The 19,402-nt window shown below is 71.5% G+C and carries 17 protein-coding genes, 1 pseudogene and 1 riboswitch; of the genes and pseudogenes, 9 read left to right on the top strand and 9 right to left on the bottom strand.

The annotated features are described in order from the left end of the window. The first annotated feature begins 6 nt into the window (after positions 1 to 6). Positions 7 to 1,026 carry a glycosyltransferase family 9 protein gene (locus ACFYPN_RS24210; RefSeq protein ID WP_389300892.1) on the top strand — a complete coding sequence of 340 codons (1,020 nt, stop codon included), beginning with the start codon at positions 7 to 9 and terminating at the stop codon, positions 1,024 to 1,026. A gap of 112 nt (positions 1,027 to 1,138) precedes the next feature. Here the strand turns inward: ACFYPN_RS24210 and ACFYPN_RS24205 are convergent. The 5 genes and pseudogenes from ACFYPN_RS24205 to ACFYPN_RS24185 form a co-directional block, all read right to left on the bottom strand. After that, positions 1,139 to 1,933, bottom strand: a pseudogene (locus ACFYPN_RS24205) (cytochrome c oxidase assembly protein); the annotation flags it as partial. 57 nt (positions 1,934 to 1,990) lie between these two features. Next, entirely contained in the window at positions 1,991 to 2,581 is a 591-nt protein-coding gene (locus tag ACFYPN_RS24200) for a DUF2243 domain-containing protein (protein ID WP_389300890.1), read from the bottom strand. 250 nt (positions 2,582 to 2,831) lie between these two features. After that, a complete protein-coding gene (locus ACFYPN_RS24195; protein ID WP_389300985.1) occupies positions 2,832 to 3,803 on the bottom strand; it encodes an iron-containing redox enzyme family protein in 972 nt (323 codons plus the stop codon). A gap of 113 nt (positions 3,804 to 3,916) precedes the next feature. Continuing rightward, positions 3,917 to 4,168 (bottom strand): CDGSH iron-sulfur domain-containing protein, encoded by a 252-nt coding sequence (locus tag ACFYPN_RS24190; protein WP_358764957.1) that lies wholly within the window; start codon positions 4,166 to 4,168, stop codon positions 3,917 to 3,919. A 70-nt stretch (positions 4,169 to 4,238) separates the two neighbouring features. Next, positions 4,239 to 4,934: a HemK2/MTQ2 family protein methyltransferase gene (locus ACFYPN_RS24185; RefSeq protein ID WP_389300887.1), complete on the bottom strand. Its 696-nt coding sequence runs from the start codon at positions 4,932 to 4,934 to the stop codon at positions 4,239 to 4,241. A gap of 341 nt (positions 4,935 to 5,275) precedes the next feature. Here ACFYPN_RS24185 and ACFYPN_RS24180 point away from each other — a divergent pair, with 341 nt between their 5' ends. Beyond that, positions 5,276 to 6,511 (top strand): PP2C family protein-serine/threonine phosphatase, encoded by a 1,236-nt coding sequence (locus ACFYPN_RS24180; RefSeq protein WP_389300885.1) that lies wholly within the window; start codon positions 5,276 to 5,278, stop codon positions 6,509 to 6,511. Between the two features lie 75 nt (positions 6,512 to 6,586). On the opposite strand, the gene ACFYPN_RS24175 is transcribed toward ACFYPN_RS24180, so the two are convergent. Together ACFYPN_RS24175 and ACFYPN_RS24170 are read right to left on the bottom strand one after the other, a co-directional pair. After that, entirely contained in the window at positions 6,587 to 8,338 is a 1,752-nt protein-coding gene (locus ACFYPN_RS24175) for a SpoIIE family protein phosphatase (protein ID WP_358764944.1), read from the bottom strand. Between the two features lie 360 nt (positions 8,339 to 8,698). Further along, a complete protein-coding gene (locus ACFYPN_RS24170; protein WP_389300881.1) occupies positions 8,699 to 8,860 on the bottom strand; it encodes a hypothetical protein in 162 nt (53 codons plus the stop codon). 226 nt (positions 8,861 to 9,086) lie between these two features. Between ACFYPN_RS24170 and ACFYPN_RS24165 the strand changes: the two genes are divergently transcribed. Next, a complete protein-coding gene (locus tag ACFYPN_RS24165; RefSeq protein ID WP_389300879.1) occupies positions 9,087 to 9,239 on the top strand; it encodes a hypothetical protein in 153 nt (50 codons plus the stop codon). A gap of 187 nt (positions 9,240 to 9,426) precedes the next feature. On the opposite strand, the gene ACFYPN_RS24160 is transcribed toward ACFYPN_RS24165, so the two are convergent. Continuing rightward, positions 9,427 to 10,389, bottom strand: a complete 963-nt coding sequence (locus ACFYPN_RS24160) for a zinc-binding dehydrogenase (RefSeq protein WP_389300876.1) — start codon at positions 10,387 to 10,389, stop codon at positions 9,427 to 9,429. 167 nt (positions 10,390 to 10,556) lie between these two features. On the opposite strand from ACFYPN_RS24160, the gene ACFYPN_RS24155 reads away from it, so the two are divergent. Continuing rightward, positions 10,557 to 11,195 carry a TetR/AcrR family transcriptional regulator gene (locus ACFYPN_RS24155; RefSeq protein ID WP_389300873.1) on the top strand — a complete coding sequence of 213 codons (639 nt, stop codon included), beginning with the start codon at positions 10,557 to 10,559 and terminating at the stop codon, positions 11,193 to 11,195. Between the two features lie 15 nt (positions 11,196 to 11,210). Here ACFYPN_RS24155 and ACFYPN_RS24150 read toward each other — a convergent pair whose 3' ends face one another. Further along, a complete protein-coding gene (locus ACFYPN_RS24150; RefSeq protein WP_389300871.1) occupies positions 11,211 to 11,666 on the bottom strand; it encodes a MarR family winged helix-turn-helix transcriptional regulator in 456 nt (151 codons plus the stop codon). A gap of 64 nt (positions 11,667 to 11,730) precedes the next feature. Here ACFYPN_RS24150 and ACFYPN_RS24145 point away from each other — a divergent pair, with 64 nt between their 5' ends. From ACFYPN_RS24145 to ACFYPN_RS24125, 5 genes are all read left to right on the top strand, one after another. Further along, positions 11,731 to 12,657: a zinc-binding alcohol dehydrogenase family protein gene (locus tag ACFYPN_RS24145; RefSeq protein ID WP_358764936.1), complete on the top strand. Its 927-nt coding sequence runs from the start codon at positions 11,731 to 11,733 to the stop codon at positions 12,655 to 12,657. Positions 12,658 to 13,401: 744 nt separating this feature from the next. Then, complete coding sequence (locus ACFYPN_RS24140) at positions 13,402 to 14,961, top strand: RICIN domain-containing protein (protein ID WP_389300868.1); 1,560 nt, start codon at positions 13,402 to 13,404, stop codon at positions 14,959 to 14,961. 141 nt (positions 14,962 to 15,102) lie between these two features. Further along, positions 15,103 to 15,354 (top strand): hypothetical protein, encoded by a 252-nt coding sequence (locus ACFYPN_RS24135; protein ID WP_358764934.1) that lies wholly within the window; start codon positions 15,103 to 15,105, stop codon positions 15,352 to 15,354. Between the two features lie 275 nt (positions 15,355 to 15,629). Further along, positions 15,630 to 15,723: riboswitch (TPP riboswitch) on the top strand. After that, the gene (locus ACFYPN_RS24130; RefSeq protein ID WP_389300865.1) at positions 15,714 to 17,129 is read left to right on the top strand and encodes a purine-cytosine permease family protein; all 1,416 of its coding nucleotides are present in this window, start codon (positions 15,714 to 15,716) and stop codon (positions 17,127 to 17,129) included. It overlaps the preceding riboswitch by 10 nt. 165 nt (positions 17,130 to 17,294) lie before the next feature. After that, entirely contained in the window at positions 17,295 to 19,352 is a 2,058-nt protein-coding gene (locus tag ACFYPN_RS24125; RefSeq protein WP_389300862.1) for a phosphocholine-specific phospholipase C, read from the top strand. Positions 19,353 to 19,402 lie beyond the last annotated feature (50 nt).

Below are 19,402 nucleotides of genomic sequence, written 5' to 3'. Positions count from 1 at the left end.
GCGGAAATGGCCCCCGACGTACCGGACGCTCTTCCACCGCCTTCCGGGAGTCGGCCCACCGTGCTGGTCCTGCGCGCCCTCGGGCTCGGTGACCTGCTCGCGGGGGTGCCGGCGCTCCGGGCCGTACGGCGTGCCTTCCCCGGCCACGAGACGGTGCTCGCCGCGCCGGGTTCACTCGGCTCCGTCGTACGGGCCGTCGCGGCCGTCGACGCGCATTTCGTGACCGAGGAGAACGGCCGCCGGGTCCCGCCCCTCCGGCACTGGCGCGGCGCGCCGCCGGACCTCGCGGTGGACCTGCACGGCAACGGGCCGGAGAGCCACGACGTCCTCGCCGCCCTGACACCCGGCCGCGTCCTCTCGTACGCCCGTCCGGACCCCGGTCACCCCGCGCCACCGCTCTGGCGGGCCGCGGAACACGAACGGCTGCGCTGGTGCCGCTTCCTGGAGGCCCACGGCATCGCGGCAGACCCCGCCGACGTCCGCATCCCACCGCCCGCGGCGCCGTCACCCGCGCCCGGAGCCGTCGTCCTGCACCCCGGCGCCGACGCGGGAGCACGCCGCTGGCCGACCGCGCGCTACGCCACCGTCGCCGCCGGCCTGCGGTCCACCGGCCGCAGGGTCGTGGTCACCGGAGGACCGGGGGAGGAGGACCTGTGCGCCGCGGTCGCCGCGGAGGCGGGACTGGACGCCCGGGACGTGTTCGCGGGCTCGCTGACGTTCGGTCGGTTCTCCGCCCTCGTCGCGGGAGCGGCGCTCTTCGTCAGCGGGGACACCGGGCCCGCCCACCTGGCCTTCGCCCACGGCACCCCGTCGATGACCCTGTTCGGGCCGGTCGCCCCCGGACTGTGGGGTCCTCCGCCCGATCCCCACCACGCCGTGCTCTGGCACCCGGGCCCCCCGGGCGACCCGCACGCGGACGAGCCCGACCCGCTGCTGCTCAGGCTCGACGCGCCCCGCGTACTGGAGCAGGCGCTCCGCAGCCTCGGGCGCGGCGACCACGACGGGAGAACGGCCACCCACGGGTGAACGCCCCGGCTCCGAGGGGAGGGGCGGCCGGACCACGGTCGTGGTCATCACCCGCGACCGCAGGAGGAGCCCGGTCCGGACTCTGGACGAGGACGGGATGGGCGGCCCCCACTCCGGACCGCCGGGACGGGCGCCACGTCGCCACGAGAGCCCCCGCGAGCAGCAGTTCGGCGATGTCACCGCCGTAGTACATGATCTCCGCCCCGCCACGCACCTGGTCGACGGGGGCGTGCACCTCGATGAAGAAGCCCCCGTACATCAGCTGGGAGATCGTCGCGTGCGCGGCCACGGCGACACCGACGGCCAGAAGCCGGACGGGCACTGCCGGCCGGGACGGCGCCGGGTCGGGACCGGCGACGGCGTGCGCGAAGAGGCACCCGGAAAAGAGGAAGTGAGCGTGGAGCACCCAGTGCAGGGACGGGTGGCCGCTCGTCACTCCGTACAAGGGCGTGAAGTACAGCACCGCGAGGGAGCCGACGCTCAGCAGCAGTGCGGGAAGGGGGTGGGCGAGGGCTCGCACGGGCCATGCGTGCAGCAACCGGGTCAGCGACCTGGCGCGCGGGGCGGGCAGGGTCCGCAGCGCCAGGGTGACCGGCGCACCGAGGACCAGACCCAGGGGTGCGTACATGCCGAGCAGCAGGTGCTGGGTCATGTGCCCACGGAAGTCGTCGTGTGCGAACGTGGCGACGGGCGGGAGCAGTGCGGCGCCGAGCAGCACGCATCCGCTCAGGAAGCTCGCCGTCCGCCACCGGGCCCACCCACGAGCGGCGTTACGGCGTCGCGCCCGCCGGGCGAGGAGAAGGTACCCGCCGGCGAGGAGCACGACGACCGCGAGCGCGGCCCACGCCTCCCACGGAGTGGCGCCCGTGCCGTGTCCGTACGGGTGGCCGTGCGCGTGATCCTGCATGTGATCGTGCGTGTGGCCCGGTGTCAGGAGTCGCGTCGGGTGCATGGGGGCCGCCCGTCAGTCCCGCCGGCCCGGCGACTCCGGGTGGCCCGGGGTGGCAGAGGCGTCGGGAGCGTCCGGGGCGTCCGGGTCGAAGGGGAGGCCGCTGCGCTGGAGCAGGTGCCCGCCGGCCAGCAGCACGGCGCCCAGCAGCAGGAAGCCCATGTCCCACCAGACCCGATGAGGGCCGCCGTGGACGTGGTGGATACCGAGGATCTGGTGGTCCAGCAGGCCCTCGACGATGTTGAAGAGGCCCCAGCCGGCGAGGACCCAGCCCCAGAGCACCCGGGAGGCCCACACCCGGCGGCGGCCGTGCGTGACCCGGCCGTAGAGGACGGCCAGACCTCCCAGGACCGCCAGCCAGCAGACCGCATGGAAGATGCCGTCCCACACGGTGTTCATCCGCAGGCCGGACACGGTGTTCGGCGAGTAGTACTTCACGCCGATCCGGTCGTCGTAGGTGCTGGTGAGCATGTGGTGCCATTGCAAGATCTGGTGCAGCAGGATGCCGTCGACGAACCCGCCCAGCCCTACTCCGAGCAGAATGCCCGGCAGCCGGATGCTCGTCGGCAGGACGTGCTCACGGGCCTGAGCCGTAGGTGCGGCCACAGTCGGTTCTCCTCACGGTGTCGACGGAGCCTCGGGGCCCGAGGCCGATGGAGAAACGGACGCGGAGGGGTGACACGGCGGGCGGCGCGACGACGGTCGATCTGCCCGGCGCGTCCGTCCTCTCCGGTCCGTGGGTTCCTTAGCCGGAAAATTCTGAGCAAAACGCCCGGTGGGCTCTCGGAGAGGAAAATGCGCCGGTTGCGCCGTTCCCTGGCGCGCTTCCCTGCTGACGCCCGGGCGGACCGGCCACTCAGCTGTCCGTGGTCGGCGGGCTGGACGCCGGGGCGCCCGGAAGCTCACGGAGCGCGCTGCGTCCGTCGCGCCATGCTGCCAGCAGGTGTGCCGCGAGCCGGTCCTCCAGGAGACCCGTGGCTTCGATGCCGAGGACGACGTCGGCGGCCAGCCATGGTTCGTCCTCCAGAAGACCGCCGATTACCTCGTGCCGGACGACCTGTTCGTGCACGGCGTCCGCCTCCACGTGCTCGTCGTAGAAACGCTGGGCCGCAGGGCCCGCGCCCGCCCGCCGCAGTGCTTGCGCGAGCCTGCGCGAGCCGGGGGAGGAGGTGATCTCCACCGCGGCGAAGTGCCCGACCAGCGCCCCCCGCAAGGAGCGGTGCAGCCCGAAGAGCGACATGAGGTTGACGGTGGCGAGCACTTCGGCCGGGGCCACGTCGACATACGCCCCGTACGAGGTGTCCAGGCCGAGGTCGGCCAGCAGGTCCGCGAACAGCTGTGCGTGCACGTCTTCGGCCCGCCCCGCCCCGAACTCGTCGTACTCGATGGCGACCATCGCGGCCTTCGCCCTCCCGCGCAGCCTCGGGACGACCCACACATGGGGATCGGCCTCCTTGAGGTGGTAGAGCGAACGGAGGGCGGCGTACTCGCGCAGCTGCCCCAGCCGCGCTTCGCGCATCAGGTGATGGCTGACGCTGGTGCCGTCGTCGCCCACCGGTTCCGTCAGAAGCGCTCCGACCGCCTTCGCCACGTCCGCGTCGCCCGACGTCTCCGCCCGCACGGCGGTGAGGAAGTGCTGTTCGGCGGCCGACCGCACGGCCAGGAGCGCCGGATCCCATTCCAGATCCTCGTCGACCGACGCGAACCCCCGGTAGTGCGTCTCGTAGAGGACGTAGAGCAGCAGCTGCACGTCGTCGCCGAGGGGATCGGCCCGGCGCACCTCGTCGTCGGACGGCAGGCGCGTACGGTCGCCGGTGAGGTACGCCACGACGCCGGCGGAGAGGTCGCCCCTCGGAAGGGGGAGACGGGGCGCGGCCCCGTCGCGGTCCGACGGGCGCGCCGGACCGGCGCCGTGCGCAGGGGTGGCGGTCGCGGTGGAATTCACGGTGCGGACTCCTCACTCTCGTTGTGGTCGCCGGGCGGCCCCGGACGGCACGGTGGCTCCGGCCGGGCGTCGTCGGAAGGTGCAGCGGCTTTCTCGCGCCGCCGGTGGCTCGTGTCGCACCACGGGTAGGTGCGGCTGCGGCGGCAGGTGCAGACGGCCACGACGAACCGTTCGGACGTCACGCTCCGTCCGTCGGGCGTCCGCATCGTGACGGGGCCCTCGATCAGGACCGGGCCCTCGGGGTCCACGCTCACCAGGCGTGCCCGACCATGGGCGCCGCGCGCGGGCACAGGTCCCGTCGCCTCAGGATCGGTCCGGTCAGTCTTTCCGTGCACGGATGATCACCAGTTCCTCGGTGCTCTTGCCCACGGGCAGCAGGCCGCGGTCGCGGAGCCAGCCCAGCCTCCCGCGCAGCACCGGGCCGAACGGAATGGACAGGCGATCGCTGACGGTCGCGCTCAGGCCGGCCCGCTCCAGGCGACGAACGCTCTCCTCGGGGTCGCTGAGGGCGGAGTGCACCATCAGCAGCAGGCCGCCCGGCCGTAGCGCGGCGGGTGCCGCGTCGCAGATGCGGTCGAGCAGGGCCCGGCCGTCGGGGCCGGCGTCCCAGGCCCGCTGCGCCCCGCGGCGCGGGAGCGAGGGGCGGGGCGACGGTACGTAGGGCGGGTTGCTGACCACCGCGTCGAAGCGGCGTCCGTCCACCGCTGCGAGCAGATCACCCCGGTGCACGGAGACCGGCAACCCGGCGAGCGAGGCGTTCAGACGTGCGGTGGCGACCGCCCGCCGACTGATGTCGACCGCCGACACCCGCGCACCGAGCCGGGCCGCCCTCAACGCCAGCGCACCGGTACCGGTGCAGAGGTCCAGAACGTCCATACCGGGCCCGATGCCCTCGCGCCGCATGGCGGCGGCCAGAAAGTAGCTGTCGGTCTGTGGGGCGTAGACCCCCGGAAGCCGCACCACTGTGCCGGTACGCGGCAGGATCTCGCTCGTACGCAACGCGGTGCTTCCCATGTGACGTCCTCTCTCCCGGCGGTACGCCCGACAGGCAGGCCGCCGACGATCTTCTGGTTCCGACCCGGCGGCCCCCCGTGGCCCTTCGGCACCGAGGGACCAGCCGGCAACAGACTCGGCCACCCGCTCCTGCCCCTCGATCGCGCCCGTACGCCCTGATCGGGCGAGGCGGGATCACCGCTCGGGGCGGGCGCGTGCTCATCCTGTTGCCGGGCGGGGGCGCGGCGGGAGAATGGGAGCAAAAGGTGTGGTCCGGCACCGGCTGGAGACGGCGGACGTCCACGCGCACGAGTGACCTCTGGGGTGAGTCTGGCGTGAGCAGGGACGGCGATGTGCGACGGATGTTGAGCGGATTGTTGTCGGACAGCCATGCGATGTCGTTCGAGCACCTGCCGGGACTGGTGGAGCGGCACGCCGCGACCGCGGGGTTCACCGACGTCCGGGTGTACCTCGGAGATCTGCAGCGCGATGTTCTGCGGCCTGCTGCCGGCGCGGGGCCGGACGACGCAGCCGGACCGGCCAGACGTCAGGCGGACTTGACGGTGGAGGGCACGGTGGCGGGGCGGGCGTACCAGCACGGCACGATCGTCGTGGCGGCCGGCAGTACCGAGGGGGCGCACCGTTGGTGGGTGCCGCTGCTGGACGGAACCGAGCGACTGGGCGTGCTGCACCTGGCGGGCGCGACGGACAGCGAGGACGTGCGGGACGCCATGGTGTCGCTGGCGTCGCTGGTGGCGATGCTCGTCGTGGGAGCCAGGGACACCAGCGACTCCTACGCCAGGCTGGCCCGCGTCAAGCCGATGAACGTGGCTGCGGAGATGCAGTGGCAGCTGATGGCACCGCGCACCTACGTGGACGGCAACGTCGCCGTCGCCGCGGCGATGGAGCCGGCGTACGAGGTCAGTGGTGACGCCTACGACTACGCCACGGCCGGCGACGTCGTGCACCTGTCGCTCTTCGACGCGATGGGACACGACACCGCGGCCGGGCTGACGGCCAACCTTGCCATGGGCGCCTGCCGCAACCGCAGGCGCCAGGGCGTCGCTCTGGGCGATCTCGGCGCCGCCATCGAACTGGTTCTGCTGGACCAGTTCTCGTCCGAACGCTTCGTCACCGGCATTCTGGCCGACCTGAACACCACCACCGGCATGCTGTCCTGGGTCAACCGCGCCCACCTGCCGCCGGTGGTGATCCGCGGCAGGCGGTGGACCACTCTGCTGGACTGCCCGCCCGCACACCCGATGGGTACCGATCTCGGTCTGCCGTCCTTCGTCTGTCGCGATCAGCTCCAGCCGGGCGACCGCCTCGTCCTCTACAGCGACGGCATCACCGAAGCCCGCAACGCGAAGGGCGAGGAGTTCGGGGAGACAGCGTTCCTCGACTTCCTCGTCCGTCACCACTCCGACGGTCTGCCCGTCGGCGAGACGCTCCGCCGGCTCATGCGCTCCCTGCGGGCGCACCACGACGGTTGGCTCCGGGACGACGCCACCATCCTGCTGTGCGAATGGTTCGGCCCCGCCACCCTGTCCGCCTCGGCCGCCGCTTCCGCACCCGTGGCCGGCGTCCCGCGGCCGTGAAGGCGTGTACGAGCGTTACGGCCGCCCCCGGCCGAGGCCCGCGTCGGTGGGAGACCCACCGGGTGAAACCGCGTTTCACCTGTGTACCGAGTGCTGAGGTTCCCGGGCGGCGATGGGCTGCTCGGTCCAGATGGTCTTACCGTCGGCGCCGTAGCGGCAGCCCCAGCGTTCGGTCATCTGCGCGACCAGGAACAACCCGCGACCGCCCTCGTCGGTGGTGCGGGCTCTCCGCAGCCGTGGCTGGGTGCTGGCGGGATCGCTCACCTCGCACACCAATGCCCGGTCGGTACGGATCAGCCGTACCTCCAGGGAACCTCCGGCGTACCGCACCGAGTTGGTCACCAACTCGCTGATCACCAGCTCGCTGGCCATGACGGTGAGATCGTCCAGTTCCCAGTCGTGGAGTTGCCGTGACACCGCGGACCGCATCGGGGCGACCAGTTCGGGACGGGCCGGCATGGACCAGTGCGCCGTTCGCGCGTCGTCGAGGGTCTTGAGGCGTCCGGTCAACAGCACGACGTCGTCGGGCGGCCCCTCGGGACCCGCGTTCCGCAGTACGTCGGCGGAGACCTCGGACAGTTCCTTCCGGCGCCCGTCCGACGGCGTGGAGGCGCGGTGCAATATGCCGGGCAGGTCGGCCGGGCGGCCGTCGCCGGGCGAGGAGCCGATCACATGGAGAAGGCCGCGGGTGTACAGGGCCACGAGGGTACCGTCGGCCACCGCCCGCTCGCTGACCTCGAACGGCGCTCCGCCCTCGCCCAGATCCGGACCAGGACGCAGCGGCATCAGAACCGCTGGATCACCGGGAGGCAACAGCACCGGCGCGCTACCCCCGGCACTGGCGGCGACACACTGCCCGCGGACGGGGTCGTGCACGAGATAGGTGCAAGCCGCGCGAACACGCTGCACGTCGTCGCCGGACTCGGCGTCGAGGCGCTGGACCAGGCCGTCCAGATGTGTCAGCAACTCGTCCGGCTCCAGGTCGAGTTCGGCGAGGGTATCCATGGCGCTGCGCAGACGTCCCATGGTCGCACTCGCTCGGAGGCCGTGTCCGGCGACTGTGCCCGTCACCAGGGCGACCCGCGCGGAGGAGAGGGGGATGACGTCGAACCAGTCGCCTCCCCCCACGTTGCGGCGACCGGCCGGGAGGTGGGTGGCGAAAGTGGTCGCGGCCGTGGTGTCCGTCGTGGCGGACGGCAGCAGTTGACGCTGCAGGATCACTGCCGTGCGGTGCTCCCGCTCGTACTGGCGGGCGTTGTCCAGTGCGAGCGCGGCCCGCGAGGCGACGAGCGAGAGTTGCCGCAGATCGCCCTCGTCACCCACCCACTCCTCCCGGCACTGGATGACGACCGCCACACCGAGTACCAGGCCCCGCGCGCACAGCGGCATGACGATCTTCGACTCGGCGCCCGCCGGGAGCAATCGCCGGGCGACCTTGGGATCCACGCTCCGGCTGAGGGCATCCGCAGCGCCCAGACGTTCCATCACCACGGCACCCTCGACGAACACCTCCCGCAGTTGGGGCAGTTGCGGGGGCATGGGCACCGGATCGCCGATGTCGAGCTGACCCGGAGGGGGGTCTCCCGCAGCGGCCGTCCGGACCATGCGGGGGCGGGGGGCCAGAGCGTCGTGCCGACAGGGCTCATCCCCGTTCAAGACCTCCTCGGCGAGGTCCACGAACGCCAGGGCACCGACGCCGGGAACAAACAGGTCGGCTATGGCCCGCGCGGTCTCGCGCACGTCGAGGCTGCTTCCGATGCGCTCACCCGCGCTTTCCATCAGCGCTTGACGCCGGCGCAGCGCGTCGATCTCGGGGGCGTCGGGCACGTTTCACCTCCGTACCTGGGGCCACGCCATCAGGGGGAGTGAGGGAGCGAACATCGGACTCGGCGCGGGGAAGAGTGGCGGCTCACTCCCCGACTCCAGTATGCGGCGGGTCCGCCGGGGGGCATGTCGAGCCCACGGCCCACGTTGACCGCCGTCGGCGTTCAAGCGCTTTCCCGGAGGACCGGTGCCGGGGTCACGGCGTCCGGCGCCCGGGACAGGGGGTGGAGTCCGGGTCCGGCTTCCCCCGGGGTGCTCTCCCCACAGGCCCATGGCAGGCCCTCGTGGATTCAACCGTCCGACTGCGCGAGATCCTGCTCTCCGGACTGCGCGCCCCGTGCACTACGGTGCGCGGCTGTCCGGCTACCCATAGGAGGCGGACGGCACGGTCACAGCGCGCTTCGCGGACGGACGTACCGAGAGAGCGCCGGCCTTCTCGTAGGTGCGGACGGCGTCAACTCCGTCGTCCGCTCGCTCCTGCTGCCCGACGCACAGGCCGAGGGCACCGGGCTGCGGCTCATCCACGGCAAGATTCCGCTCGCGGACCGTGGCCGAACGGACGTCCCCGGCCGGGTCTTCGACAGCATCTTCACCGTGGTCACCGGTGGTCCGGGCAGCCCCCATCCGGGCCCGGGCCCCGTGGAGGTCGGCAATCGGCCCGATCGGGCAGGCGCGGCCCACACTCCGCCCGTGGTGTTGTCCCCGGTCGGCGACCTGGCGATGGGTGCCGGCACCGCCCTCCGGGACGCCGGTGAACTCAACTCGCGCCCTCGCCGACGCGGCCCGTTCGGGCGAGCCACTGAGGGATGCGGTGCGCGGCTACGAGGCCCGGATGACCGACTACGCCTTCTCGATCGTGGCCGAATCCCGGCAGACGGGGCGCAAACGGGTCGGGCAGCGGTAGATCCCGCCGGCCCGGGGGTGGGGATGCCGGGGCACGTGGCATCCGGCCGGCCTGGTGACGCCCGCCCCGGGCCCCGGCGTGCGTACGTGCTCGCCCCGGGCGGTGTCCGGCGGGCACGGCGTCGGGTAGCGGTCGTACACGGGGCCATGGCGCGGTTGCACGGGTACAAGAGGCGGGGAGACGGAAGCTACGGCGTCAGCACGATCCTGCCGAAGACCTCACCCGCGTCCATCTTCCGGTGCGCCAGCACCGCTTCGTCCAGGGGCAGCAGCTCGTGCACCACCGTCTCGACGTCGCCGCGAGCGGCTGCGAGGAACAGCTCGCCGCGCACGGCACGCCGGTCGGCTCCGCCGACGGTGGCCGCGCTGAAGGTGGCGAAGGACATCGACTTCTGGAACGCCGTCATGATCTTCGTGCCGAAGTCCGCAGGGGGCGGGCCCGCGACAACGCCCACGGCCACCATGCGGCCGTTCGGGTTGAGCCTGTCGAAGAACGACGGCATGTCCGCGCCGGCCACCACGTCGATGATGACGTCATAGCCTGCCGGAGCGTCTCTCCCTCCGTCGCCGGATCGCTCCAGCACGTGGGTGGCGCCGAGGCGGCGCAGTCGTCTCCCGCGCTCGGCCGACGATGTCGTGACCGCCACCGCGCCGGCACCACCGCGCGCCGCGAGCTGCACTGCCATGATCCCGATGCTGCCGGCCGCACCCCGCACCAGGACCGTCTGGCCGGGAGCGAAATGGGCGTGGCGAAGCCCGAAGTGGGCCACCACGCCGGAACTGCCGAGCGTCACCGCGTCGACGGCGGAGAGGCCACTGGGCAAGGGGAGGATCTCCTCGACCGGCGCGACAGCCTGTTCGACGTAGCCTCCCCCCGTGCCGGTGAAGCCCCACACCCGGCGGCCGATCCACGCGCTGTCGACGCCGTCGCCGACGGCGGTCACCGTGCCCGCGACCTCGCCACCCGGGATGTGGCCCTCCCTGAAGCCGTAGGCGGCCAGAGCCCCGCTCCGGATCACGCGATCGACGCCACCGACGCCCACCGCCTCGGTGGTGATCAGCACCTGCCCCACAGCGGGTACCGGTACCGGGAGATCGACCACGGCCAAGCCTTCGGGCCCTCCGAACGTCCGGATCGTGATCGCCTTCATGCCGTCTCCAAGTTCTCGGATTGCGCGGGCGCGGTCCTGCTTCGGTACCCACTGCCGAACGCCGCCGACGGGAGGGCTTCGCACCGTTGCCGGGGGTAGGCCCCAGCGCTGCGCCACGCGGTCGGACGGTAACGGACGCCCCCGTCCGTTTCGGTAAAGTGAGAGTGGTGACCGCCCCTTTGCCTCACCCCCTGCGCTCCGACGCGCTGGACAACCGCGCACGCATCCTCGACGCGGCCCGAGCGCTGTTCTCGGCCGAAGGCCTGGACGTGCCCATGCGGGAGATCGCGCGGCGTGCCGGGGTGGGGCCCGCCACTCTGTACCGTCACTTCCCGACCAAGCAGACGCTGGTCGCCGACGCCTTCGCCGACCAGCTGCACGCGTGCCGCGCCATCGTCGACGAAGGGTGCGCGGATCCTGACCCGTGGCACGGCCTGTGCCTGGTGATCCAGAAGATCTGCGAGCTGCACGCCCGGGACCGGGGCTTCACCGAAGCCTTCCTGACGAGCTTCCCCGGGGTGACGGATGTCGCAGCGGGCCGTGAATACACCTTGCGGGCGGTCGCCGAACTGGCCCAGCGAGCGAAGGAGACGGGGCACCTTCGGTCCGACTTCGTCCTGGACGACCTGATTCTCGTACTCATGGCCAACAAGGGGATCCACACCGCGTCGACCGACACCCGGGTCATGGCCTCCCGGCGCTTCGCAGGGCTGGTGATCCAGGCGTTCGAAGCCCGCCCCCAGCACGCACCCCTGCCACCGGCGGCGCGACTGGCACCCGCAGCACCGCGCGGCCTGCCGCGGTAGCGGTGGGGCCCGGCGCTATACGAGGGGCAGCGGCGGGGTCAGGACGGGCTCGAGCAGCTCGGCGAGCTGCCGGCGCTGAGCTTCGTCGAGCCTGCCCGTCGCAGGAGCCAACGCGGCTCTGAACTCCTCGAACATCTGCTCGGCGAGTTCACGGCCGGCATCCGTGATGAGGACGTCGACGGCGCGTTTGTCCGTGGGGTTGGGGGCGCGTGTCATCAACCCGCGGCGTACGGCGCGGTCGACGAGGCCGGAGAGTGTCGATTTGTCCAGGCCGAGGAAGGCGGCGAGGTCGCTCATGCGGGGGCGGCGGTCGCGCAGGATGCCGAGCACGCGCAGCTGGGTGAGGGACAGGTCGTGCTCGGCGCCGAGGCGGGTGAGCACCCCCATGATCTGGAAGGCGCTGCGGGCCAGGCCGTCCACCAGCACGTCCTCGGAGTCGTCGATGGCCATGGAGACCAGACTACTTGACATGGTTCGTAATCCCAACCACTCTGGAGTCGATTGGTAATACAAACCAAATCGATGGAGGACCACCATGCGTGCTGCGATTGTCACGGCTTACGGCGCCTCGCCCGCCTACGGCGACCATCCCGAACCCGTCGCCCGGGGCGACCACCAGATGGTGGTCGAGGTCCTGGCGGCGGGGCTGCACCCCCTGACCCGGGCGAAGGCGAACGGCACGCACTACTCCGCCACCGCCGCCCTCCCGCTCGTGCCCGGCGCCGACGGCGTGGTCCGCGACCCACAGGGGCGCCTTCGCTACGTGGTTCTGGAAGACAGTGCCCTCGGCACGTTCGCCGAGCGCACCGTCATCGACGTGCGCCGCAGCGTGCTCCTGCCGGAGGGCGCCGACCCGGTACGCATCGCCGCCGCGATGAACCCGGGCATGTCCTCCTGGGTCGCGCTGCGCCGCCGCATCACGTTCCCCGAAGGCCGGCGGGTCGCCATCCTCGGTGCCACCGGCAGCGCGGGACGGATGGCGATCCAGGTCGCCAAGCGATTCGGTGCCACCCAGGTCATCGCCGTGGGCCGGGACGCCGCACGGCTCAAGGCGCTGCCGGCCCTCGGCGCCGACCTGGCGGTCACCTTCGAGGAGGCCGGGGCGGCGGCCGACGTCGATGTCGTACTCGACTTCGTGTGGGGTACTCCCGCCGCGAGCGCGATGCTCCCCATCCTGAAGGGGCGGGCCGACCGGAGTGTTCCGCTGACCTGGATCCAGATCGGGTCGATCGCCGGAGAAGCCGCGCCGATTCCCTCCGCCGCGCTGCGTGCGGCCCGGTTCGAGATCGTCGGCAGCGGCATCGGCTCCGTCTCACCCCGCGACTTCATCGCCGAACTCCCCGAACTGGCCGCAGCGGTCATGGCAGGCAGCCTCGACGTCAACGCCCGCCCCGTGCCCCTCGCCGACATCGCGCGCGCATGGGACGACGGGAGCAGCGAGCGCCTCGTCTTCGTCCCGTAGCGTCGCTGCTCCCGGTCCCGGCCTGCGGAGGGCTGAGGAGGGTAACGATTTCGAGCGGCTCGCGGAGTCCCTGGAGCGAATCCGCGCGACCGGTTCCGAACGCGATCCGCTGCCCTTCGCCGGTCGCCGTGTCCGGCCCGCCGTGATGGATGGCATGGAGGCGGGCATGTGGTCCTGAACGGGTCACGGCGCCTGAAGGCTCTCCGTCTCGCCTGTGAGGACGGGCGGCCGCCCGCCCCCGCGGCGGGTGATCCGCGCGCCGGTGGGAGCGTCGGCAGCTGCGACCCGGGGGAGTCGCACTGAACGGGCCCAGACCGCCCGGAAGAGGCGCCCGTCCAGTGCGGGAAGGCCCTGCCGGACCGCCGGGTTCAGCCGCCCCGCTGCCCGCTTTCCGCTTCCTTCGTGGCCCGTCGCCCGTCGCCCGTCGCCCGTCGCTCGCCGTCCGGCGTTTGTCGCCCGGCGTCCGGCGACGAGGGTGGACGAGACTGCGGCAAATGAAGGGCGCGCGGCCAGTTGGAGCATGCGCGGGGTGTACACGCGCATTGCGTGCCGGACGTGCAGGCGAACCCCGTGCAGAGGTACTGACTCCATGCGCCCCTGGCGGCCGGCGTGCACGGAACCGACGATGACTCACGGTTCGGACCGCCGGCACCTGACGGCATGTCATGGGCCGGGCCGGGGACACCCGGCTTCCGTGCCGGGCCCGCCGGTCGGCGGACCCGGACACCTTCCGGAAGGACGTCCATGTCACACAGACCCACAGCCCTGCTCCGCCTGTTATTACCGGCGGCGCTCGCCGCAGGCGTCATCGTGCCGCTCTCAGCGGGCGTCGCCTCCGCCGCACAGCCGATCTGTCTGAGCGGCTCCCTCCAGTTCGACTACCAGTCCGCCGAGGGGGGTATCCCCAAGCCGACTCTGACCCGGGCCGCCCGCAATGCCTCGGTGGAGCTCTGGGGCCGGGAAAGCGCAACCGAGACCGACCACAAGCTGAACACCGACACGCAGCTGACCGGGGCGGCCGACGGCTCGTTCAACCTCTGCTACACACCGGTCAACACCACGGCGATGGACCACCTGTACGTGCGCTTCGCCACCCGCAACAATCAGGTGTGGCGGGTGGCCGACTCCGCCGGCTCGGTGTACACCTACGAGACGCCGAAGCAGTCGAACGTGTCGGCGAGCGTCGCTCTCGGAACCGTCAAACCGGCTACCGCGGCCCGCGCCTGGCACGCCTTCGACACCGTCAACCTGCTCTGGTCGCGCCGGGTCAACTCGACCACGCCGTGCTGGACGACGGCCGAGACGAGCGCTGCGAGCTGCACCACGCTGACGGTGCGCTGGCAGACCGGGTCCACCGACGGCCCGTACTACGACCTCTCCAACACCGTCCACCTGGCCGACGCGGACCCGGACTCCGAGCACACCGTGCTGCACGAATCGGGCCACTTCTTCCAGCACCGGCTGTACAACGGCACGTTCCCGGCCATCACCAACTGCAACCCGCACTACATCGAGTCGGTGTCCTCCGCCAACTGCGCCTGGATCGAGGGCTTCGCCGACTCGACTGCCGCCTACCTGCTGGGCGACCAGCGATACGTGTTCTCGGACGGCTCGTCCTACCCCTTCACCGCCGCCGCGAACTGGCAGACCGGCGACCAGGTGCAGGGGAACGTGGACGGCTCGCTGCTCCAGCTCTGGAACCAGGTGGACGGCAGCTGGGACCGCACCATCACCACACTCGCCTCACACACGCCCGCGACCTTCGCCGACTGGTTCAAGAACGTCCGCCCGACGGCCGTGCCGCCGCTGTCGACCACCGGCGCCGCGCTGACCGCGCTGGACACGCACGCCATCAACTACGGCCCCACCATCGTCGGCGACAACGCCTACCACGCGCTCAGCAACGGCGGTGGCGTCGCCCTCCAGCGCGGGGGGACCTGCAGCGTCAGCATCTCCTCCGGCGCCCAGTTCGCCGCGCTGGACACCTCCCGGGCCTCGCAGCGCTGGAAGTTCACCGCCAACGGTGATGGAACCGTACGGATCTACGACAGTTGCCCGATCCCGCTCTACCTGACCGCACCGACCACCGCGGGCGGCCAGGTATCCCTGCTGGCCGTCAACCTCGGCGCCGCCAACCAGCGTTGGCAGGTGACCCAGAACTCCGCCGGAACGTACACCTTGACGAATCCGGCCACCGGGTTCGTCATGGACGGCAACGCGACCGCGGGCCAGGCGGTCACCGCCAACACCGCTTCCGCCGGCTCGGCCAGTCAGAAGTGGGCGTCGATCTTCTCCATTTCCTGACACCGGTGCACTCCGGTCCTGACGTTCTCCGATCCGTCATGCACCAGGGTTCGGTCGTGCACCGGGAGCGCTGCGTCCGCGGCACACACAGCACCTGCCGGACCGGAGTTTCCGCCGGGAGACCACGGGCAAGCGACCGGCATGGACAGAAACGAAGAGGTTGTGGAGACCCAGGGCGAGCTTCATCACGTGGTGCTGGCGGCCGACACCAACGGCGACGGCAAGCCCGATGTGTGGATGACGGACACGACGGGGGACGGCACGGCGGATCTGTACCAGTTCGACACCACCGGAGACGGCGAGGTCAACGTCACCATGGTGGAACGCGCCGCGACCGTCGGTGAGGACCGTGTCGTGGTCGAGGGCGACGGTGGTCACCCGGTGGAAAGCTGAGTACACGTTCGCCGGCGTGTGTGCGGACCGACCAAGGTCGGCCCGCACACACGTGTGTTCTCGTGTGCCCGCGCCGGGTGTGTGCCGAGCGGGCTGACCGCCCGGTCCGACCGTCGAACCTCGCACAGCCCCGCAGCTCACCGCTCGCCACCCGCCACCCGGGACCGGGTCGTGATCCCCGTGCCCTTCGCCCTCGCCCCTCGGATTCGCGGTGCGATCCCTCCCGCTCACCCCGCCGATCCGTCCCCGGCGGGCGTGCGGCTATCCTGACCGGCGAACCGGACACGGGGTGCCCCGCGCGGGGCTGAGAACACACCCGTCGAACCTGAACCAGCTAGCACTGGCGGAGGGATGTCTTCATGGCGGCGCCGTATGCGCAGAACGACCGTGCGGTCACGGGGCGAGAAGCCCCGGACCCGCGAACCGCTTTCGGGGGCCGCATGCCCACCGCCCCCGGTGATCTGCGGATCGAGACGCACGGAATAGCGCCCGTGCCCGAGGACCGGCGTTACGGCGCCCCTGGCCGGCTGTTCACCGTCTGGTTCGCGCCCAATCTGACGATGACCGGCGTCTTCACCGGCACGGTGGGCATCGCTCTGGGCCTGGACTTCACCACGGCGCTCGTTGCGGTCGTCGTCGGAACGCTCGTGGGGGCGGTACCCGCGGCCTGTCTCGGCACCTGGGGAAGCCGGACCGGTGTGGGGCAACTCCCTCTCGCACGACTGGCGTTCGGCCGTGGAGTCGTTCTGCCCGGCGCGCTGCAGTGGCTGTCCTCGATTGCCTGGGACGCGTTGATCGGCCTGTTCGGCGGGGACGCGCTGGCCCAGCTGTGCGGCTGGCCGTTCTGGCTGGGCGTCCTGGTCATGATGGCCGCCCAGGGAGCGCTCGGCGTACTGGGCTACGAGGCGATCCACCGGCTCCAGACCGTCATGACGTTCATCCTCGCCGCTGCCTTCGCCGTACTGTCGGTCAAACTGCTGCACGGCGTCGATCCCGCAGCCTCCGGCACCGCGCACGGCGCCGACCGGGCGGGCGCATTCGTCCTGACGTGCACGATCGCGCTGAGCCTGTCGCTGTCGTGGGCCCCGTACGCGAGCGACTTCAGCCGTTATCTGCCGGCCGGTACCTCGCGGCCGCGCATGTTCTGGTACACGCTGCTGGGCATCAGCGTCTCCTTCGTGGCGGTTCAGACGCTCGGACTCTGGGGTGCGTCCGTCTTCACCGATCAGACCGCGCGGGGAATCGACACCCTTCTGGGCGGGGGCGCGCTCGGGGCGTTCGGTCTGCTCGCCGTGGCCCTCGCCGCGCTCTGCAGCAACGCCATGAACGACTACAGCGGCTCCCTGGCACTGCAGACGCTGGGGGTGCACCTGCCGCGCCCCGTCGCCGCCGCCCTCGCCGCCGCGCTCGGTTTCCCGCTCGTGCTGTGGATGCACGCGGCCGACACCACGGCGCGGTTCCAGAACGTGCTGCTCCTGGTCGGCTACTGGATCCCCGGATTCGTCGCGATCGTGGCGGTCGACTGGGTGGCGAGGGCCAGGGACCGCCGTGGTGCCCCGATCGACCTCGCCGCGGAGAGTGCCCGCGACCGGCCGTGGTGGCCGGCGCTCGCCGCCTTCGCGGTCGCCTTCGCCGCAGCGGTGCCGTTCATGAGCACCAGTCTGTACGTGGGCCCGGTGGCGAAGGCGCTGCACGGGGCGGACCTCGCCTACGGCGTGGCGTTCCTCGTGGCCCTGTCGCTCTACACCCCGCTGCGGTTGCGGCACCGCTCCTGACGGGAGGCTCGGATCACCTGGGCAGGTTGCGGCGGACACGGGGCGCAGGGCGCCTTCCGTTCGCCAGGTGTACGGCAGGGTGTCACGAACCCACCCCCGCCCGGTATCCGGGAACCGCTGTCCTTGGGGCGACTCAGCCACCCCCTCACCCCAGAGGTCGTCCCCATGACAGAGCTCGACCGTCGCAGGTTCCTGCGGATCGCCGGTGGTACCGCGGCCTTCACGATGCTGAACGAGAGCATCGCGAGGGCCGCCGCCATTCCCGCCCAGGGCACTACCGGCACGATCCAGGACATCGAGCACGTCGTCGTCCTCATGCAGGAGAACCGTTCCTTCGACCACTACTTCGGGGCAATGAAAGGGGTGCGGGGCTTCGGGGATCCCCGGCCGGTACTCCAGGACAACGGCAAGTCCGTCTTCCACCAGTCCAATGGGACGGAGGACGTCCTCCCCTTCAACCCGCAGGTGGCCGACCTCGGGATGCAGTTCCTGGAGGGGCTGGACCACGACTGGGCCGGTGGGCACCAGGCTTACAACAACGGCAAGTACGACAAGTGGGTCCCGGCCAAGACCGCCACGACCATGTCGTACATGACGCGGAACGACATCCCGTTCCACTACGCGCTCGCCGACGCCTTCACCGTGTGCGACGCGTACCACTGCTCGTTCATCGGAGCCACCGACCCCAACCGCTACTACCTCTGGTCCGGCCACACCGGCAACGACGGCACGGGCGGCGGTCCGGTCCTCGGCAATCAGGAAGCCGGCTACAACTGGAAGACCTACCCGGAACGGCTGGAGTCGGCCGGGGTCTCGTGGAAGATCTACCAGGACGTCGGCGACGGCCTGAACGCCGCCGGGTCCTGGGGCTGGATCAACGACGCCTTCCGCGGCAACTACGGCGACAACTCCCTCCTGTACTTCGACAGTTACCGCAACGCCCAGCCCGGCAGCGCCCTGTACGAGAAGGCCCGCACCGGCACCGACGTCAAGGCGGGCGGGTCGTACTTCGACCGGCTCCGCGCGGACGTGGCCGGCGGGACCCTGCCGAAGGTCTCCTGGATCGCCGCTCCCGAGGCCTTCAGCGAGCACGCGAACTGGCCCACGAACTTCGGCGCCTGGTACATCTCGCAGGTCCTGGACGCGCTGACGTCGAACCCGGCCGTCTGGGCCAAGACCGCCCTGTTCCTCACCTACGACGAGAACGACGGCTTCTTCGACCACGTGGTCCCGCCGTACCCGCCGGCCTCGTCCTCCTGGGGGCTGTCCACGGCCGACGTGTCGAAGGACCTGTACCCCGGCGGCACGAACTACGCGGCGGGCGCGTACGGACTCGGACCGCGCGTACCCATGATCGTGGTCTCGCCGTGGAGCAAGGGCGGTTACGTCTGCTCCGAGACCTTCGACCACACCTCGGTGATCCGCTTCCTGGAGAAGCGCTTCGGGGTGCGGGAGCCGAACATCTCACCGTGGCGCCGCGCGATCTGCGGGGACCTGACCTCCGCCTTCGACTTCACGCGCGCGGACCGGGCCCCCGCCGCACTCCCCTCCACGGCCGGATACCTGCCGACGGACAAGAACCGGCACGCCTCCTACCACCCGACCCCGCCGGCCACGGGCACCCTTCCGAAGCAGGAGCGGGGCTCCAAGCCGACCCGACCGCTCGGGTACAGCCCCTACGTGGACGGCCGGGCCACCGTTTCCACCGGCAAGTTCACCCTGACCTTCGCCGCCGGCCCCACCCTGGGCGCGCACTTCCACAGCACGTCGGGCAACCGTACGGACGGCCCCTGGCCCTACAGCGTCGAGGCGGGCAAGACCCTTTCGGACACCTGGAGCACCAACGGTTCGACCGGCAACCGGATCGACCTCACGGTCTGGGGCCCGAACGGTTTCCTGCGCACCTGGCAGGGCCCTGCGGCGAAGGCCGGGCCCGAGGTCACCGCCCGCCACGCGGCGGACGGCACTCTGAGGCTCACCCTGACCAACGCCGCCCCGGCCGCCGTGCACCTCACCGTGACCAACGCCTACGGCGGAGCGGCCCAGACCTTCAAGGTCAAGCCCGGAGGGAGCCTCTCCCACACGGTGGATCTGCGCGCGACGGCCCGCTGGTACGACGTCGAGGTCGTCTCCGACGCCGACGCCACCTTCCTGCGCCGCTTCGCCGGGCACGTGGAGACCGGTGCCCCGGGCGTCTCCGACCCGGCGATCAGGACGGTGTGACGCGGCCTCCGGCTGAGTCGGCGGCCGCCCGCGGACCGGTGGGTCCGGGG

It is taken from the genome of Streptomyces sp. NPDC005576 (assembly GCF_042871745.1).
Classification (GTDB): domain Bacteria; phylum Actinomycetota; class Actinomycetes; order Streptomycetales; family Streptomycetaceae; genus Streptomyces.
The sequence above is the reverse complement of the archived record's forward strand: the minus strand, read 5'-3'. Positions and strand labels throughout refer to the sequence as shown.

Bases quoted from the DNA above. Each gene is read 5' to 3' on its own strand.
- ACFYPN_RS24210 (WP_389300892.1), top strand. From the start codon at position 7: ATGGCCCCCGACGTACCGGACGCTCTTCCACCGCCTTCCGGGAGTCGG.
- ACFYPN_RS24185 (WP_389300887.1), bottom strand. From the start codon at position 4,934: ATGGGAAGCACCGCGTTGCGTACGAGCGAGATCCTGCCGCGTACCGGC.
- ACFYPN_RS24180 (WP_389300885.1), top strand. From the start codon at position 5,276: ATGTTGAGCGGATTGTTGTCGGACAGCCATGCGATGTCGTTCGAGCAC.
- ACFYPN_RS24160 (WP_389300876.1), bottom strand. From the start codon at position 10,389: ATGAAGGCGATCACGATCCGGACGTTCGGAGGGCCCGAAGGCTTGGCC.
- ACFYPN_RS24150 (WP_389300871.1), bottom strand. From the start codon at position 11,666: ATGTCAAGTAGTCTGGTCTCCATGGCCATCGACGACTCCGAGGACGTG.
- ACFYPN_RS24145 (WP_358764936.1), top strand. From the start codon at position 11,731: ATGCGTGCTGCGATTGTCACGGCTTACGGCGCCTCGCCCGCCTACGGC.
- ACFYPN_RS24140 (WP_389300868.1), top strand. From the start codon at position 13,402: ATGTCACACAGACCCACAGCCCTGCTCCGCCTGTTATTACCGGCGGCG.
- ACFYPN_RS24135 (WP_358764934.1), top strand. From the start codon at position 15,103: ATGGACAGAAACGAAGAGGTTGTGGAGACCCAGGGCGAGCTTCATCAC.
- ACFYPN_RS24130 (WP_389300865.1), top strand. From the start codon at position 15,714: ATGGCGGCGCCGTATGCGCAGAACGACCGTGCGGTCACGGGGCGAGAA.
- ACFYPN_RS24125 (WP_389300862.1), top strand. From the start codon at position 17,295: ATGACAGAGCTCGACCGTCGCAGGTTCCTGCGGATCGCCGGTGGTACC.